The sequence below is a fragment of the Prochlorococcus sp. G4PB16 genome (assembly GCF_059772465.1).
In genome coordinates this window covers 1,434,921-1,452,358 of record NZ_CM186289.1, presented here as the reverse complement: position 1 = coordinate 1,452,358, position 17,438 = coordinate 1,434,921, and the positions used below count along the sequence as shown (strand labels likewise).

Below are 17,438 nucleotides of genomic sequence, written 5' to 3'. Positions count from 1 at the left end.
AATATGCCGTGGCTGATACTGCATTTGTGTATATTAATGCAGTATCTGACCAGACACTATGAGTGTTGCTGCCGAAAAGCCTTTATCCCTCTCCACTGGAGACGTGATTTATCACGAAGTAGAAGAAATGGGACCTGGAAAAAGAAGACCATGCTTAGTAATTGCAGGATCTAAGAGCCAAGTATTTTTAATTCCTTTGTCTTCAGCAAATTTGAATCCATCAATCAATCCAGTGATTCGGTTCAAAGGAGGAATCAGCTTTGCAGTTTTAGATCATGTCTTCACGATGGATATTTGTGAGTGTGCAGCTGCTTATTCTCGTGTCTCTGAAGGTGCAATTGCTACATGCCTTAAAGCACTAACTGCTGTTGTTATTTCTGGGTGCTGGCAATGAAAAGTAAGAACAGCATTAAACGCTTCATTCGAATTACCGATGACAAAGGTAGATCGAGATATGTAAGAACTGAAGCTGAGAAAGCTAGAAGGAAAGAAGAGACACTTACTCAAAAGTTATATCAAGGGAAAATATGCGCTTGCTGCAAAGAGTCTTATATACCTTTTTTCCAATCTGGAACTCAGAGATGGGAATTAAGTAGGTACTGTTCCAAAACGTGTAGAAATAAATTTAATTCTTCACTGCCTAAAAATAAGCAAAGAAAAAATGCAGCTAGGAGAGGTAATTCTGCTTTGCACCGAAAGAACTATTTGCGACGTATTGAATTGCTTGGTGGTACTAGATGGCAGGTAGGGGACGAGAGTTTCAGAGAAAAAGCAAGAGAAACTAATAGAAGAAGATATAAAAGGCTTTATGGAAAAGAGAATGAATATACATTGGAGAGGCGCGCCAACTCGCAGCATCATGGTGTTCGTAGAAGAAAGGAAATCAATGGTTCGCCATTAACTTCTAAAGAGGGTTTTGATTGTAAGAAAGTACGAATAAAAGCAAAGAGACTCTCAAAAGATTTAGGTATTGAATTACATGTCGATCACCTACTTCCTTTAAGTCGTGGAGGCAAAGAGCATCCTGATAATTTATTGATTATGAGACCTGAAGCGAATTTATTTTGGGGTGCACGAATAAAAAAATGTCCTTGGCCAAAAAGAAAGAATTGGGTTGAGCCAGAGTGGGAACCTAAAGCTAAGTGATTGTGAATCTAACTTGATCCAATCCATCTAAGACTGTCCTCTGCTGGCTTGATCTTTCTACCTTTACCAAGTATCTCCGTGGACTCATCAGCTCTGTAATGGAAGTAATGCTCCTGGATATATTTCATGCTCGTATCTGTGTTGGCTGCAACTGTTGGGAGTGGAACTCCAGCTGATAAACGCATAGTTATGTACGTATGCCTAAAGCTGTACCAAGTCAGTGTTTTGCCAGAGTGAACAACGACTTTCTTTGTTTGACTATCGTGGTCATCCCTCCAGTCTGCGAGTCTTGCTTCAACTAATAATTCACAAAGGTTGTTTTGCCATATCCGTTCACTAATTTGTTTGCCTGAGTCTTGATTAGCAAAAATGAAATCCTCCATCTTTTTATATTTGGTCAGTACTCTTATGCGTTCTAAGAATTTGGCAATAGGAGCGGCTACTCGATAAGACCTTCCTGTTTTTGTCTTCTCAGCTGGCACATCAATGTTGACCCAGATCTTTCGTTCTTCCTTTGGAATGGTTGTGTTTTCGCTGATATCTTTCCACTTTAATTTTCTCATTGATCCTGGTCTGATCCCAGTATCCATAGAGACTCTCATGGCTAAGTAAGACAACTCTCTATGAACTAATTGCTTCTTACCTCGTGGTCCTTTGAAGGCAATATTTGAGATAGTTTCATACTTACCCTGACTATCTTTTTTGATGGTGTACTTCTCATCCAATATCCTCGTCTTGCCTTTGATGTAGTAGAGGCGAGCAACTCTCTCAAGCTCTTCCCACTCTTTAGCGGTTAGATCATCTCGTCTATGCTTCTTATCTTTTGACTGTTTGATAGAGGGAATAGATGGAACGTTATCTTGATGAATAAAGTTGTTGTCTACAGCTATCTGTTTAAACATTCGTCTAAGACATGACATCTCAGCTGTGATGGTTGTTTGTTTAGGGATCGGTTTATTGAATTGAACAGCTCTTTCTTTTCTCCAGGTCTCATAGTTCATGAACGTGTTCTTTCTGAGTTTGTGAATCTCTTTCTTGTCATCGTTTATATAATCTCTGATCCAACGACACTGGGTATCAATTAACCGATAACTCTCTTTAGTAATACCTTCTTGTGGAATTGAACTGATTCTTCTTTTCTCTTTATCTAAGAACTGATGCACCATACTTCCAAACGTTAATGCCTTGATTTCCTCCCCTCGATCAGTCTTTGCCTTTAGCTCAATAAACTTTGCCACACCAAGCATCCAAGCTTCTTCTTGTCCTCCTTTGGTTGGTAGAGGATAAGTACCATCTGGATTCTTCAGAGTGAATCGATGTTTATTACCTTTATCTGAATCCAAGTAATATAAGAACCAACGATTATTCCTATCTACTCTTCTGTAGACGTATGCATAGGGATCTCCTGGGATCTCTTTTCTATCGAGGATATTTTGTTTCTTGGCTAGCGAGTTCTTAGGCAAGATTTAAGCCAATTGGTAATCTTTTGGTAACGATGCCATCGCACTGACAAGCTTTTCAGCTTGAGAAGCGACTTGGTAATCATATGGTAATCATAGTAACATGCTTTAAAAGCATTGCTATAACTAGAGTAGTATTATATGTTTCTAATAATGCCGATTACACCACATAGGTAGTGTGATCTCCTTATAACCTTGTTATTGCAACTGGTTTGCTCATTTATTTATTCACTATTTTAGCATATGTGACTATTATGTGATTCTTATACAAGACACAATTCTTTTTCTGTTGATATAACTTAGCGTATGTTTTTGAAAGATTTGATAGTTGGTTTAATTTTCAAAGTGAGAATAATTGATATATCTAATTGAGGAGGGGGGTGTATCTCAGTAAACCCCCTAAGTCATGATTTGTAGAATTTAGATGTGGTTTAAATCTGAATTAATTCCTTGGAATATTGTTTATTTTATACAAGCACTTTTCAAAACGACTAGAAAAAATATTTTGTTTAGTCGTAGGTGTATCGTTGATTAATGATGTTTGATTTATGTGAGTAGAGACGATTTATCTTTTGAGAATATAACTTTTGGTCCTTTTATAGATAGTGATTATATAAAAGGAGTTAATCCAACTCAATGGGAAAAAATTCGAGAACTTGGAGATACTCAAAATAGTCAGGAACGAATTGAAAATTTATTACGAGTAGATCAGGCGGTTGTTATTAGTGAAGTTGACTTCAATCAAGATAATGGCATCATTCAATATGCATTGGATAATTTTAAGACCGTTAAATTAAAAGATGGTACTTATAAGATAAAAGATCAACTTACATTAAATAAAAATAGAGTATTAATTGGAAGTAAAAATACAATCATAGATGCTTCTTTAGTTTATGGTGAATCAGCAATCAAATTAAATGATAGCTCCTCCTTATCAAATTTAACTCTTGAAAATGCTAAGGCGAGGGGGATTAAAGCAAATAAAAACAGTACGATTTATCGAATTAAGATCAAAAATACTGGAGTCGACGCACCTCATAATGATAAGGGGCAGGCAATATATTGTGGAGGTATTAATTCTTATAATGTAGTCGTTGTAGGAGTAGAAGCATATAACAGTTATAACGCTGTGGATGATTTGAATACTACAAGTGACAGATTACTTGATGAGAAGAAGTATGGAGTTTGGCCTAGTAAAGGAAATGGAGATCATTCCATGGGATTTAGACTTAAAGAGGGTGCTCACAATGTTACTTTTATAGATTGTCATGCTCATCACAATGCTGGAGATGGATATGACTTTGCTCTAAGAGGATCCGGAACAACTATTGATGACAAAAAAATTAGTGTAGATGTCTTTTATTCTTCTGCAATCTTTAATGGAGGTTTTGGTGGGCAGGGTGCAGGATTTGAACTTAAAAGAGGTAGTCACTATGATTCAGATAGGGGTAGAGGTATCGCAAGAGTATATGGTTCTTTTGCTTATGGGAACTTCGGTAAAGGTATTGGAACTCATTCAGACGACATTAATGATGCTATCTCTATAAATAATGTCTCAAAAAATAACTTTAAATCAAACCATCGTCGTGTTGTCCCACAAAACACAGACATTAAAGATATTCATCAATTAAATGAAGATGATTTTAATTTACAATGGATTGATTTTCATGATATTGGAACTGTTACGATCAAAGGATTTCAGGATATAAGAAATATCACTGAATTAGTTTCAGTAGATAATATAATTCCTTTTGTAAATACTTGGATCTTAAAAAAAGACGACTCGTCTGGTGTCAGATATTGGAGGCAATATGTTGATGTTGATCATAGTCTTTATGATCATAAATTAAGAATTAAAAGTATATCTTGTGCCTCACATAATGGAGACGATCTTATAGGATCGACTACAGGATTATCTCTAAATCATTCTATTGATCCAAGAGTTTCATCTATTCTTGTCGGTGGAGAAGGGAACGATACTATTAGAGGATTATCAACATGGGATATTATTGATGGAAAGGCAGGCGATGATTTAATTCATGGAGGAGATGGTAGAGATTTTCTTTCTGGTGGATTAGGCAATGATGAGATTCATGGAGATTTTGGCTCAAATACATTTTCTTCTGAGAAAGATGGTTTTAAAGATCTTATTGTTATTAAATCTGATTATCAGTTAAAAAGTTTTTGGGACAAGAGTCCACTGAATGTTCTCAATGAAGATAAATGTGACTATATAGAAGAACTAGATGTAGACGATTCGATAAGAATTCTAGGTTTGAGCACCTCAGACCTAACCTTTAAAGAAAATGCCCAATCTCGTGATATTAAAGGTATTGGAATCTATGGTAAAGGAAATTTAGAGGCGATATATACAGGTAATAATTTGAGTATTAATGACCTTCGGAATATTACTTTGGGTGATAGGTCAGATCAGGTTTTAGATAATTCTTTCTGGAGCTATAAAAATAATAATATCGTTCCACAAATCACTAATAAGTTAGAAATTAAATTAGATATAAAATCAATGGAAGAAGAAAATCCATTATTAACCCTGAAAATAAATGATAAAATTTATTCTGAAAATATTGAAGTAATAAAAGATATTAATCTAACAACAGATTGGGGATCTCAACATCAGATTTTGACATTTAAAATACCAGAACAAATTAAGAAAATTGAATTACATAATACAAATAAAAAATGGATTTCTAATGATGATCAAATCAGATTAGTTGTAAATTATATAACTTTGAATGATGATTATATTGATCTAAGTAAGGGTATTTCATTTCTTGATGGTAAGGAATCTTGGGATGGATTATCAGATAATCAAAATAATCAATATGGGTTTAAATGGTTAGATGATTCAACTTATTTCTCATTGGGTGATAGTAGAGTTTCCTTTGATATTAATAGTGATTTAAATTATCTTAATTACACTAACAAAAACTTCTATCACAGAATTATAGAAAGTCCTATTCCTAATATTTCAAAGATTGAATTTGACCCTACACAATATGATGCCTATCTAGAGGCGGACGATCATCAATTATATAAAGGAAGAGTGTTGCAGGAGATGAGTGATAAATATCAATATGTTCAATCCATTGATAAAACAATCAATCTGAAAAAAGAAAATACTCTTGATGATATTACAGGTTTAAGATTAATACATTTTAAAGATAAAACTGTAGATGTCTTGAAGGATATTAAGGGAGTATTTGATCAGGTCACAGGACTAAATACTGACTCTGGTGAAATGTATCGATTATACAATGCTGCTTTTGCTCGATTCCCTGATGCTGATGGATTGAAGTACTGGATTGATCAATTCAGTTCTGGACAAAACACTAGAAGAGTTGTTGCTCAATCGTTTTTGGGATCAGATGAGTTCACTCAAAAGTATGGAAGCAATGTAAGTGATGAGACATATGTGAACAACCTCTATAAAAATGTTTTAGGAAGAGATGCTGATGCAGAAGGACTCAACTATTGGTTAGGTAATCTCAGCAGTGGACTTGAAACCCGATATGAAGCTCTTCTAGGGTTTGCAGAATCAGCAGAAAATAAGGCACTGTTTAGTGAAATGACTGGATTTGTTTAATTCATAGATGTTAGGGGGTGTACTCAAATACACCCCCTCTTTCAGACTTTTTGTAAGTTTTAGGAAAGGAGTGTGATTATTTTGTGAGTGAGTGTGATTATTATGTGATTATTTTTTTCTTTCTAATCCCAGTAGTAGAGGTATGTAGTGAATCAGAAAAGGGGATGTAGTGAATAAATTCTGATTATACAACGTAGCTCAAGAGTCTTGTTATGGCAGTTAATTCAAAGGACATATAGAGCAGGGGTTACATTGAGGTAACAGTATTATAAGAGGTATTATTTTGCTATCAGAAGGAGGGTATGGGGGACTCTCGATCCTCGCTCTATACGTAATACGCCTTCAAACATTTTTGTCAAAATTTGAGTAGCTATTAGACAACTGTTTCTATTAGAAGCTAAAAAAAGTTCACTATGTTTTTTTAGCTCTTGTCGATATCAGTAACTTCTCCTTGTCCTGAGACCACTATTGAGGAACTAGGGATTAAAAGCTGGCCAATCTGGACTTGTGAAGCAAGCTCTTTTGATTGGACTTATGACGATAAAGAAACTTGTTTGTTGCTTGCGGGTGAAGTCACAGTTACTCCCGACGGAGGAGAACCTGTGAAGTTTGGAGTAGGTGACTTAGTTGTCTTCCCTGCAGGAATGGACTGTAGATGGGATGTTCATAAAGCAGTCAGAAAGCATTATCGTTTTGGTAATTGATTGATCTGTTGAGAAAATAGATGAATAATCTTCCCTTTTATGTTTTAAGCCGACTAATCCTTTTCTGTGTTGTTGGCGTGGTTATAAGGCAGATGCTGGTTGTCTCTGGGATTCTTTAAATCCTTCAAGGTTTGTAGAAAACTAGGCAATCTAGTGTCATCTAGAATTTTCCATTCAAAATGATCATCGAGTTCCCTTCGTAAATCTGCGTAAGGGTCTCCCAGGGAATCTTCTAGCTCTTCCATTGGTTCAAAGCCGTTCAATGGTTGAGATGCAGGTTCAATGATGATGACTGTTGCTTTTTCTTCTTTACCTGTTCTTCTAAAAGCTTCTGTTCCCTCTCTTGCTTCGGCGTCAAAGGTATCTCGCTATCTCCTAGATCTAACTCGAAGACTCCTCCTGCACCAAAGTGAGAGTGGGATGCATGTGATTGTGATGCAGTAAAAGCCACTAGAGAAAAGATAAGAGGTAGGAAAAACTGCCTCATCTAAGCAATCAAACCAACAGTATCTGCAAAGCCATTACCAGTTAAATAATCAGTCATCTGATCTAAATTTTGATAATTCGCATATTGTATATTGCCATCTGCATGCATCACGGCTCTTAAGTAGGCAGAGTTATCTACCTTGCTCCAATAAAGTTCTTGGAAACCATCACCGTCATAGTCTCCAACAGTTTTAAGGATAAGATTATCGAGTTTTAAATCATTAATAAAAGTCCTCGAACCATCAAAGACGCTATCTTTTTCTACCGTTCCATTTGCTACTAATGGATCCTGATAAATCCCCACAATCCTTGTTGTTCCTCCTACTCCATGTTTGGTGTAATCAAAGTCTCCCGTGACTGGATCAATCGATGCTGTGACCCATCTTCCACTCACGCTATTTGTATAGACCGCTTCTTTCGTCCCATCATTATTGACATCTAATGTGCCTTGATATTTATATCCAGAAATCACTTCAGCAGGTGCTCCATTTCCTAAATAACCATGTAAATTTCCATCATAGTCTTTAATACCAATTAATGAATAGAGTGAGTTTTTTATATAAGTAATCTCATCTTCAATATATCCAGACAGTCCTAAATTATTGTCTTTAAACATTTTTTCAAGTTGACTACTGGAAGGCTTAGCTATAACTTTTGAAATATATTCTTCATATAACTGATGTCCCAGAGGATTTCCTTCTTTGATGGATTCTATAGATAAATATGAATCTGACCATTCAGGATCTAGTGATCCATCTTGCAAATATTTAGCAATAAATCCCCATTCCGCATAAGTCAATGCATATTGATATTCAACCATTACAGTTTTCCAATAATCGTAACTATCTTTACCAAGGTGATAATAATCAGAGGGATCAAAAACACCATTATTTATTGCCTCTTTTGCGGCTTCATAAAGCAAACCAGAAAGTGCAGGATTGTTTGATGTTTTATAAGCGTCACTTCTATCATCTATAAATAGAAATTGTTGAGGAAAAGCACCAGGTAATCCATATCTTACTAATGTATGAAGAAGGTGTTCTAATACTTCTGTTATTTGATCATTTCTTGTTCTTACTTTGTCTCCAGGTAAATTAAATTGCCATATAAAATCAGTAATACTATGACTATCATTTGTAATATCCCAACCAGAGTACTTCCCATCATCTAGCTTTGGATTATATGAATCATATTCTTCAACACCAATACGCTGAAGAGTATTAATTTCTTTTAATTTTTGAATAGCTTTTTTTTGAGATTCTAAATCTATATTTTTTCCATTTGGATCAAGTAACATTTTGACAGTTTGTGCTACTTTTTTAATGAACTCATTTTCAACTTCGCTATTGCCACCTATCTCTTTTAAGCCTGCAAGTTCTAACCCATATACTTCAATAGTCTTGCTAAAAGGACCATGATCACTAACATTTTTAAGTTTACCGCTGGTATAAAGATTATTGGTCATTAAATCTTTTTATTCAAATGCATTCTATAGATTTTTGTTCTACTATTACTAATTAATATAGTTTGATATAAATTCTCAAGTTCATATCACTAATAGAGGGGATGAAAACATTTTCACCACCTGTGGCAATCCAATCAAGCAATCAAAGCAACCGTATCTGCAAATCCATTGCCAGTTAAGTAATTAGTCATTTGCTGCAGATTTTGATAGTTGGCGTATTGGATATTGCCATCAGCATGCATAACGGCTCTTAGGTAGGCAGAGTTATCTACTTTGCTCCAATAAAGCTCTTGGAATCCGTCTCCGTCATAGTCTCCCACTGTTTTCAGAATGAGATTATCAATCTTCAAATCGTTAATGAACGTTCTCGATCCATCAAAGACACTATTTTTTTCTACCGTTCCATTTGCAACCAATGGATCTTGATAGATCCCCACAATCCTTGTTGTTCCTCCTGCTCCATGATTGGAGTAATCAAACTCTCCTGTGACTGGATCAATAGATGCAGTGACCCAACGACCGCTTTCCTTATTAGTAAAAATTGCTTCTGTTATCCCATCATTATTAACATCTAACTTCCCTTGATATTTATAAGTGGATTTGACAGCTTCAGGAGCACTCGTTCTTAAATATCCATGCCAGTTGCCATCATAATCTTTAACTGTACTAAGTTGGTATTGCTCTCTAAGAATTAAATCACTCACATTAGTCGCCTCTTTTGCTCGAGTAGATGCACTGTCTAAATATAGGATTGCCCCACTTTGATATGGAATCTTGATTGTGCCGTTTGGTGTATCTATTTCGATATCTCTGGATGTATAGTTGTAGCCAAGCAATCCTTTTTCATATTTTCTGACGCCAATTCTATTAGCAACTTCAACGCCTTTTGATGTCGGTTTTCCAATGTCTAAATCATAAAATGAGTACCAAGCATGACCGTGATCACCATCCTCCGTGTCGTGATTATTGTCAGCATATAGGTAATAACCATTGCTAGTATGAACACTCAATATTGTTGCAAATAACTTAGCAAATCTCTGATTTTCTGGTGTGAGGCGATCCTCGGTTAACGACTTGCCATTTGATTTAGATTGCTGCGATACACGCCACGGTTCAAAAGCAATAAGTTTAGGATATTGAAGTTCGTTTTCGTAATACTTCAGGACATCAATCATACTATCAATTTCATCAGAAGTATAAGCATTCTTTCTCTCATATGGCGTTTTGTAGAGTTCTAGAAAAACTCCATTCAGGTAATTGATAGTGGCAGTGTCTTTGTCCCAATTAACATTACCAACGAGTAAAAAGTCATCACCCATCTTTTCGCGAACATGCTGTGCGATTTGCTTTCGAGCCTTCGCAACTGCAAACTTACTATTTATTTCATAATGATTGTCATGCCACCAATCAAGCAATATACCGTCCACATCGCTATTTAGGATTGCTACTAATTCTGCGAAATAATCGTGAAATTCAGGATTAGTGTAATCAGTGGCTAGCGTTGTTCCGTACTCAGCCGCATGACCCCAATTAACTCCTTTTCTCACAAATTGCTCGATCCCTGGATAGTTATTCCATGATTTCCCAACATAGTGATAGTTCCAACCCGGTGTTTCTAGAGAAAACTTACCGGGGAGTTCATCATAGATGTCATGAGTCCAGTAAAGACCGTATTTCTGTGGACTTAAGTTGGCATTCCAAGCTCTAAAAATATTAAATGTCTTACGTGCAGTTAATTCTTCAGTGTACGCACCTGTGGCAGTTGGCACGGTTCCGTCAAACTCAACAGTATATTTTTCTATAGATGGTTTGTTGGTTTCTTCTATAAGAATTAGGGGATTGTTTTGAGGCATCTTATATTTACAATTTCCATTCTAAATTTGAAATTTTAGAAGGTAGTAAAGCTAGGTTTTAAAACTATATAGTATATCTAGTTCGTATAGGTTAAGGTCAAAGCATTCAGTGCTTTGAAGTGATATCCCTACATCAAATGCTACAACGTCTTGAAGTTCTTTCTCTACCCAATCAAGAGTGTTGAGACTTGATTTCTTTGAGGTAGTAGATTCTTGTTTCTTCCTCTTCTCTTTCATTAGTAGTTGTTAGGTAAGTATCAATAGGGATGATCCAGATCGTCGTTCAGGGACGATAGAGATCATCATGATTCAAGAGTTAATAGTTAGTTGGGAGAGATAAAAGAAAGTACTCATAGGATGTCCATTAAGAGACATCAGTAGAGGTAATTGTTGTCTTAGTTGTCTTTCCGCCCCCTTATACGGGGCTGGTTAAAAATCTATCTTCCCTCTTTATAGATAAGGGATCGAAAAATCTGTTGGTATGACAGGGGTATTGATAGGAGCACTTTTTATCTCCTCCTTTATTGCCATTCTCTACCTTGGTTCTACTTAGTAATCCAAGTTCATACATCTCTGTACAAGCACGTCTTACATACTCATAAGAAGTCAAATTAAATTAAACTCGATCTAGTCATTCTAGTTTTCTAGATTCACTTAACATAATTTGTTACCTAGCGCGAACCTATCCACTTCAAGCTTTCCTCTGCTGGCTTGATCTTTCTACCTTTACCAAGGATCTCAGTGGACTCATCTATTCTGTAATTTTAAAGCTTGAGGGTTAATTGTTTATGTCCCTTGGGATTGTTTTGGTTCTTTTTTAAGTTTGACTTTCTCCTTTTTCTTGAGCCATGTTTTTCGAGGATATTTTTAGCGATGTCAAAGAAGTCTGGTTTATTTCGTATCTCTTTTAGCTTTGCTCGTGCTGTCTTTGTACTAATAATTGGATCCACAATAGGTAATGGATAATTTTTTCCAAGAACGAATGATGAATCATTTTGACGAAATAGATCAATTTCCCATGGTTCATGGATAAATTTGCTTGGAAGGTATTGTAATTCTTTTACCCAAGTTCGAATAAATATTCCCTCTGGGTCATGATCATATCCTTGTTTAATTGGGTTATAAATTCTAATCGTATTAATCGATGTCGTACCCGATTGCATTTGGCATTGTGTCCAGTGAATTCCTGGCTCGTAGTCAATAAATTTACGTGCTAGGCATAAGCCACTCTCTTGCCATGGAAGCCATAGTTGGTAGCTAGCAAATGACATAAGCATTGCTCTCATTCGGAAATTAATCCACCCATGACTATTTAGGGATCTCATGCATGCATCTATAAAAGGTATTCCAGTTAGACCTTGACTCCATGCTTTTAAAAAATTTTTATTTGAATTCCTTATACCACTCATGTGTGGATGGTACTCGCGATTTTCTAATTCAGGCTCTGATTCAAGCTTTTGAATAAAATGGCAATGCCAATGTAATCTTGAGTCAATTACTCTGGATCCTCTTTTCTTAGTTTTTCTAATTGTCTGGACTACCTCTCTAATTGATAGACAACCCCAAGTTAAGTAAGGCGATAAGCGAGAACATCCATCAAATGCTTTTAAAGGACTTGATAGAGAATATTGATAATTATCTATTTTGTATTTCAGAAACTCATCCAGTTTTTGAAGCCCTTGCTTTCTTCCTCCTTGAATTCGATGAGTACATTTATCTAAATTTAACTTTAGACTTTTAGATGAGGGTAAATTATGACTTGGAATATCAATTAAATAATTAACTCTTCTGGGATCATTGATGAGTTCCTGTGACATATGTTGTTCCCATTTCTGAGACCAACTTTTGCGTGTTTTAAGACCTCTAAACACACCAAATTGTCTGTATTCATACCAATTTATGTTTTCGTTTTTTGTATAACGCCTTAGATCTTGATCGCGTTTAAATGTCCATGCATTGCCGGTTTCTTCATGACTATAAATACCTTTAACAATAAATATTTTCATAAAGTCTTTGATAACGTCCTGAATATTTCCGACTCTTATAATTAATTTCAAACCAATATCACTTAATGAGTTGTTTAAATCAATTAAACATTCTCGTACAAACTCCCATTGTCTTGAAGAATGATCAGGAAGTTTCCAGAGATCTGGCTCAACAACAAAAATTGGTATTACATTCTCAGTTTTTAGTGCTTCATAAAGTGCTTCATTATCGTATGTTCTTAAGTCTTTTTTGAACCAAACTAGATTTATCGTCTCCACTATCTAAATTTAAACAAGATTGTGAACTAAAAGTTCATAGACAATTTTATCTAAAAGTTGATTTAGTCGTGAGTAATTAGGAATAAAAAAGCTTTCGTTTGACGGTTCTTTTCATATTGATTTAACAAGTAATAACCACGGTACTTTTTTGGCTTGAATAATATTTATTGATGGATATTAATCAGCGATTCATCATTGCATGGGCTATTCAGAGAGTGAATTACCTCGATGAGTTACAGAGGTATGAAGATAGTTATGCAGTTAGCCAAGAATTTTGCGAGTGGACTACATCACTCAATGTCTACCCTGAAGGACTCCAAGCTGCAACGCTTAAAGTACCAACATTTAATAAGGAAAACCGTACTGGTTAACCAACTCGGTAGCTCAGTTACCTAGCCAAAATATTGGATACGTTGTGTAGGTTAGTCAATCACCTGCATGTGATCAAAAAGGTTTTGCAAATACGCCTTTTTGACACTCAACTAGAGGCAAGGGAAATTGTTCTGCATAGCAATTTCCCTCTCTCGCTAAGAAGTTAATCAGATTTATTCTAATGAGCCACCACAATGCTTCTTTGAACTTTTCGCACGCACCTAATAAACATAATGTTGCACTTAGCGAAAAGTCTCTGCATGAAATACAAATGCAGCTCATGAACAAACAAGAACTAAGGCTTAGATATATACAGCTGATGAATGATGCACAAAAGATACTTGGTAGAGATGAGGCTATTGACTTGATCAAAGAATCAGAGGTGATCTGGAAAAAACTGAGTGCGTAAATAATTTTTTTAACTCTTGTTTTCCCAATAACTCTTTGCAGAGTCAATCATTTTGACTATCTCGCTATCAGGACAACCAGTTTGCTCTTGCAGCAATTTGCATTGGAAATTGATATCTCTCCAGATTTCTCTGATCTCGATAAATTGTTCATCAGTAAATTGGAAGTGACTCATGTTCCTTGATATAGATACGAGGAATGCCAAAATCAGCAACTCTTATTTTATAAGTTACTTTTATTAGGACTCGTTTATTTATAAATAGTTTCTATTCCTATTAGCTTTAAGTAGTTAACCGAACATTGAAACCTCACAGTTGGTAATCAGTTGATAGATCATTAATGAAATTCTAAATATGATTATGAAAAAACTCATTCCTTATCTTCTTTTTTCGGCAACTACTCTACACACAGTTCTTGGTGTTTCACCAGTGATGGCACTGGGTTGTGGTTCACACTCAGACAAAGCTGAAGTTGTCTGTGAAGCAGGAGATACCGATTGTGAAGAAAAAATTTCTGCTTCTACAATCAACTAAAAGAATGTCAAAGCATATTCCCGAACTTTATAGATCCATTTTAGAAGCTTCAGATCGAGGTGAATTATGGGGAATAACTTCAGAACAAAGCCATTGGACACAACTGGAGATTGATCTTAATTCTTGTATGAATAGTTAAGACTCATTACTTTCTGGATTTCAATTTAAGAAGACCCAATCCACCTCAAACTCTCCTCTGCTGGCTTGATCTTTCGACCTTTACCAAGGATCTCAGTGGACTCATCTGCTCTGTAATGGAAGTAATGCTCTTGGATATGTTTCATGCTGGTATCTGTATTGGCTGCAACTGTTGGGAGTGACACTCCAGCTGATAAACGCATGGTGATGTATGTATGACGGAAGCTATACCAAGTGATGCTTTTGCCTGAATTGATACCTACTTTCTTAACTTGACTATTTGCACCTTCTCTCCAGTCAGCAAGTCTTGCTTCGAATAACACATCAGCAATTGAATCTTGCCAGATCTTTTCACTAATCTGTTTACCTGAATCCTGATTAGTGAAGATATAGTCATCCATCTTTTTGTATTTAGTGATTACTCGTATTCGTTCTAAGAACTTGGCAATTGGAGCTGCAACTCTATAAGACCTACCTGTCTTGGTCTTCTCAGCTGGTACATCAATATTGACCCAGATCTTTCTTTCTTCTTTTGGTATTGCGGTGTTCTCACCGATATCTTTCCACTTTAGTTTTCGCGTTGAACCTGGTCTTATCCCAGTGTCCATCGACACTCTCATGGCCAAGTAAGACAACTCTCTATGAACTAATTGCTTCTTTCCTCTTGGTCCTTTGATGGCAATATTTGAAATGGTTTGATACTTACCCTGACTGTCTTTTTTAATGGTGTACTTCTCATCCAATATCCTCGTCTTGCCTTTGATGTAGTAGAGGCGAGCAACTCTCTCAAGCTCCTCCCACTCTTTAGCGGTTAGGTCATCTCTACGATGCTTCTTATCTTTTGACTGTTTAATAGAAGGAATAGATGGAACATTGTCTTGATGAATAAAATTGTTGTCTACAGCTATCTGTTTAAACATTCTTCTGAGACATGACATCTCATCTGTGATGGTTGTTTGTTTAGGGATAAGTTTATTGAATTGGACAGCTCTTTCTTTTCTCCAGGTCTCATAGTTCAGGAACGTGTTTTTCCTGAGTTTATGAATCTCTTTCTTGTCATCGTTTATATAATCTCTGATCCAACGACATTGCCTATCAATTAAGCGATAACTCTCTTTAGTAATACCTTCTTATGGAATCGAACTGATTCTTCTTTTCTCTTTATCCAAGAACTGATGCACCATACTTCCAAACGTTAATGCCTTGATTTCCTCTCCTCGATCAGTCTTTGCCTTTAGCTCAAGAGTATAGTCATAGCAGTCAATTCAAAGAACATAGAGTACATGGGAACACTAAGGTAACAGTACTATAAGACGTATTATCCTGCTACTAGAGGGGTATGGGGGGACTTTGATCCTCGCTCTATACGTAAATACCCTTTCAAAGATTTTTGTCAAAATTTGAGTAGCTATTAGACAACTGTTTCTATTAGAGGCTAAAAAGAAGTTCACTATGTTTTTTATCTCTTGTCCATATCAGTAACTTCTCCTTGTCCTAAGAGCACCATTGATGAACTAAGAATTAAAAACTAGCCAATCTGGACGTGTGAAGCAAGCTCTTGGGATTGGACATATAACGACAAGGAGACTTCCTTGTTGCTTGAGGGTGAAGTCACAGTTACTCCTAATGGAGGAGAACCTGTGAAGTTTGGCGCAGGAGACTTAATCGTTTTTCCTGCTGGTATGGGCTGTAGATGGGATGTTCATAAGGCGGTCCGCAAGCATTATCGATTTGGTGATTGATTGATCTGTTAAGAAGTTAGATGAATAATCTTCCCTTTTATGTCTTAAGCTGATTAATGCTTTTCTGTGTTGTTGGCGTGATTATTAGGCAGATGCTGATTGTTTCTGGGATCCTTTAAACGTTTACAAGGTTTGTAAATAAGCAGTAAATTTAGTGATAGCTATAGAGATTGAATCAGAATAGAACTATCAAAAAAGAAAAATTCATATGATAAGTGCATCTCCGCTTTTCTCTCGTGCTTAGGAACTCTTGGGTTTATTTTTAGTGATCAGGACTGAATTTTTACGGTTATTGCTTGTGGGTTGATTGGTATAAACCGAAATTAGGTATAGACACCGAATGATTTATTGCGGCTTACAACACTCTTATTTTGGGAACTTGTCTCATAGTTAAAGAGTCGATTGCATTATTAGCATGTATTCAACATTCGAATATTTACTCTCACCTCGTTATGTGTTTCAGAGTCCTGCATATGTCATATCTGATAGCGAGATGAAGACGTTAGAACTCCAAGAGTATCAGCTAGAACTTGATGCAATTCTTGATCAAAGAAAGAGGTTAGATGAAGCTTATGAGCGCCAAAAGCAATGGTTCGCAGAACGCGAGTCTGCAATTAAAAAAGAAATCAAGGCACTCTCTCCATCTGCTTCAGAGTTGTTAAAAGATAAAGCGAGGAGAGCTGTTGAAGGAGTGAAAGAGACTGTAAAAAAAGCAGTTGATGCCGTTCCTAATTTCTAGTGATTTGTTTCTTTGTTCTTCCAAATTTGTAAAACTCTTTACTCAAATTATTGACGAAGCATTACCATTAAATTAATGGTCTAAGAAAATCAATGTCGATTGATCCTGAAGTAATTCCTCAATCTAGTAATGCTGGTTCGAATGCTGTTCGCTCAATCCCAAGATGGGCTGTTTATGGAGCTATGGGTTTAGGTGTTCTCATCGCTGTAGGAATTATCAAAGCGCTTTTCCCTTTCATTTTGATGGGTTTACTTCTAAGTTTGATTTGGAAGCAAGTGCATACTAACTAATGCAGATTAGACCAATCAGCATTAGAGTCTAATATTAGCAATAGTTAGGAATTAGAAGGAAACACTACCTCAACCGACCCTCATTTTTAGTGAACTTATTTTTAAATTCTTTCGGAGCGATCGGGTAATGCGGATTATCCTTTTTTCCAGAGATAGGGGACTGTCTGTATTTGAAATGCAACCCTGTCCCTTTCTCGCAAATTCATAAAGAGTAAGTGTTTTAAATAACGAAAA

General features: G+C 36.0%; 16 protein-coding genes and 1 pseudogene. 11 read left to right on the top strand and 6 right to left on the bottom strand.

The genetic code is table 11. The features are described from left to right. Window positions 1-58 precede the first annotated feature (58 nt). Together AC6EIZ_RS08245 and AC6EIZ_RS08240 are read left to right on the top strand one after the other, a co-directional pair. On the top strand, window positions 59-394 hold the full coding sequence (locus AC6EIZ_RS08245) for a hypothetical protein (protein WP_498510361.1): 336 nt from the start codon (window positions 59-61) through the stop codon (window positions 392-394). After that, window positions 391-1,146, top strand: coding sequence for a hypothetical protein (locus tag AC6EIZ_RS08240; RefSeq protein ID WP_498510360.1), 756 nt, complete (start codon window positions 391-393; stop codon window positions 1,144-1,146). The genes AC6EIZ_RS08245 and AC6EIZ_RS08240 overlap by 4 nt, the downstream gene beginning before the upstream one ends. An 8-nt stretch (window positions 1,147-1,154) precedes the next feature. Here AC6EIZ_RS08240 and AC6EIZ_RS08235 read toward each other — a convergent pair whose 3' ends face one another. Then, window positions 1,155-2,609, bottom strand: coding sequence for a tyrosine-type recombinase/integrase (locus tag AC6EIZ_RS08235; RefSeq protein ID WP_498510358.1), 1,455 nt, complete (start codon window positions 2,607-2,609; stop codon window positions 1,155-1,157). A gap of 547 nt (window positions 2,610-3,156) precedes the next feature. Between AC6EIZ_RS08235 and AC6EIZ_RS08230 the strand changes: the two genes are divergently transcribed. Beyond that, window positions 3,157-6,210 (top strand): DUF4214 domain-containing protein, encoded by a 3,054-nt coding sequence (locus AC6EIZ_RS08230; protein ID WP_498510357.1) that lies wholly within the window; start codon window positions 3,157-3,159, stop codon window positions 6,208-6,210. 428 nt (window positions 6,211-6,638) lie between these two features. Continuing rightward, complete coding sequence (locus AC6EIZ_RS08225; protein ID WP_498510355.1) at window positions 6,639-6,914, top strand: cupin domain-containing protein; 276 nt, start codon at window positions 6,639-6,641, stop codon at window positions 6,912-6,914. Between the two features lie 487 nt (window positions 6,915-7,401). Here AC6EIZ_RS08225 and AC6EIZ_RS08220 read toward each other — a convergent pair whose 3' ends face one another. The 4 genes from AC6EIZ_RS08220 to AC6EIZ_RS08205 form a co-directional block, all read right to left on the bottom strand. Beyond that, a complete protein-coding gene (locus AC6EIZ_RS08220; protein WP_498510353.1) occupies window positions 7,402-8,865 on the bottom strand; it encodes a DUF4214 domain-containing protein in 1,464 nt (487 codons plus the stop codon). Window positions 8,866-8,999: 134 nt separating this feature from the next. Further along, the gene (locus AC6EIZ_RS08215; RefSeq protein ID WP_498510351.1) at window positions 9,000-10,718 is read right to left on the bottom strand and encodes an alpha-amylase family protein; all 1,719 of its coding nucleotides are present in this window, start codon (window positions 10,716-10,718) and stop codon (window positions 9,000-9,002) included. 51 nt (window positions 10,719-10,769) lie between these two features. Continuing rightward, window positions 10,770-10,955, bottom strand: a complete 186-nt coding sequence (locus AC6EIZ_RS08210; RefSeq protein WP_498510349.1) for a hypothetical protein — start codon at window positions 10,953-10,955, stop codon at window positions 10,770-10,772. Window positions 10,956-11,482: 527 nt separating this feature from the next. Continuing rightward, window positions 11,483-12,982, bottom strand: a complete 1,500-nt coding sequence (locus tag AC6EIZ_RS08205) for an FAD-binding domain-containing protein (RefSeq protein ID WP_498510347.1) — start codon at window positions 12,980-12,982, stop codon at window positions 11,483-11,485. Between the two features lie 215 nt (window positions 12,983-13,197). On the opposite strand from AC6EIZ_RS08205, the gene AC6EIZ_RS08200 reads away from it, so the two are divergent. From AC6EIZ_RS08200 to AC6EIZ_RS08185, 4 genes are all read left to right on the top strand, one after another. Next, window positions 13,198-13,353, top strand: a complete 156-nt coding sequence (locus AC6EIZ_RS08200; RefSeq protein ID WP_498510345.1) for a DUF8673 family protein — start codon at window positions 13,198-13,200, stop codon at window positions 13,351-13,353. Window positions 13,354-13,634: 281 nt separating this feature from the next. Then, a complete protein-coding gene (locus AC6EIZ_RS08195; protein ID WP_498510343.1) occupies window positions 13,635-13,763 on the top strand; it encodes a hypothetical protein in 129 nt (42 codons plus the stop codon). 358 nt (window positions 13,764-14,121) lie between these two features. Then, complete coding sequence (locus AC6EIZ_RS08190; protein ID WP_498510341.1) at window positions 14,122-14,295, top strand: hypothetical protein; 174 nt, start codon at window positions 14,122-14,124, stop codon at window positions 14,293-14,295. Between the two features lie 4 nt (window positions 14,296-14,299). Then, window positions 14,300-14,434 (top strand): hypothetical protein, encoded by a 135-nt coding sequence (locus AC6EIZ_RS08185; RefSeq protein WP_498510339.1) that lies wholly within the window; start codon window positions 14,300-14,302, stop codon window positions 14,432-14,434. A 25-nt stretch (window positions 14,435-14,459) separates the two neighbouring features. Here the strand turns inward: AC6EIZ_RS08185 and AC6EIZ_RS08180 are convergent, their stop codons facing one another. Then, a complete protein-coding gene (locus tag AC6EIZ_RS08180; RefSeq protein ID WP_498510337.1) occupies window positions 14,460-15,353 on the bottom strand; it encodes a site-specific integrase in 894 nt (297 codons plus the stop codon). Window positions 15,354-15,899: 546 nt separating this feature from the next. Here AC6EIZ_RS08180 and AC6EIZ_RS08175 point away from each other — a divergent pair. From AC6EIZ_RS08175 to AC6EIZ_RS08165, 3 genes and pseudogenes are all read left to right on the top strand, one after another. Next, window positions 15,900-16,175 (top strand): annotated as a pseudogene (locus tag AC6EIZ_RS08175) (cupin domain-containing protein). 415 nt (window positions 16,176-16,590) lie between these two features. Then, complete coding sequence (locus AC6EIZ_RS08170) at window positions 16,591-16,914, top strand: hypothetical protein (RefSeq protein ID WP_498510335.1); 324 nt, start codon at window positions 16,591-16,593, stop codon at window positions 16,912-16,914. 92 nt (window positions 16,915-17,006) lie between these two features. Continuing rightward, entirely contained in the window at window positions 17,007-17,204 is a 198-nt protein-coding gene (locus AC6EIZ_RS08165) for a hypothetical protein (RefSeq protein ID WP_498510334.1), read from the top strand. Window positions 17,205-17,438 lie beyond the last annotated feature (234 nt).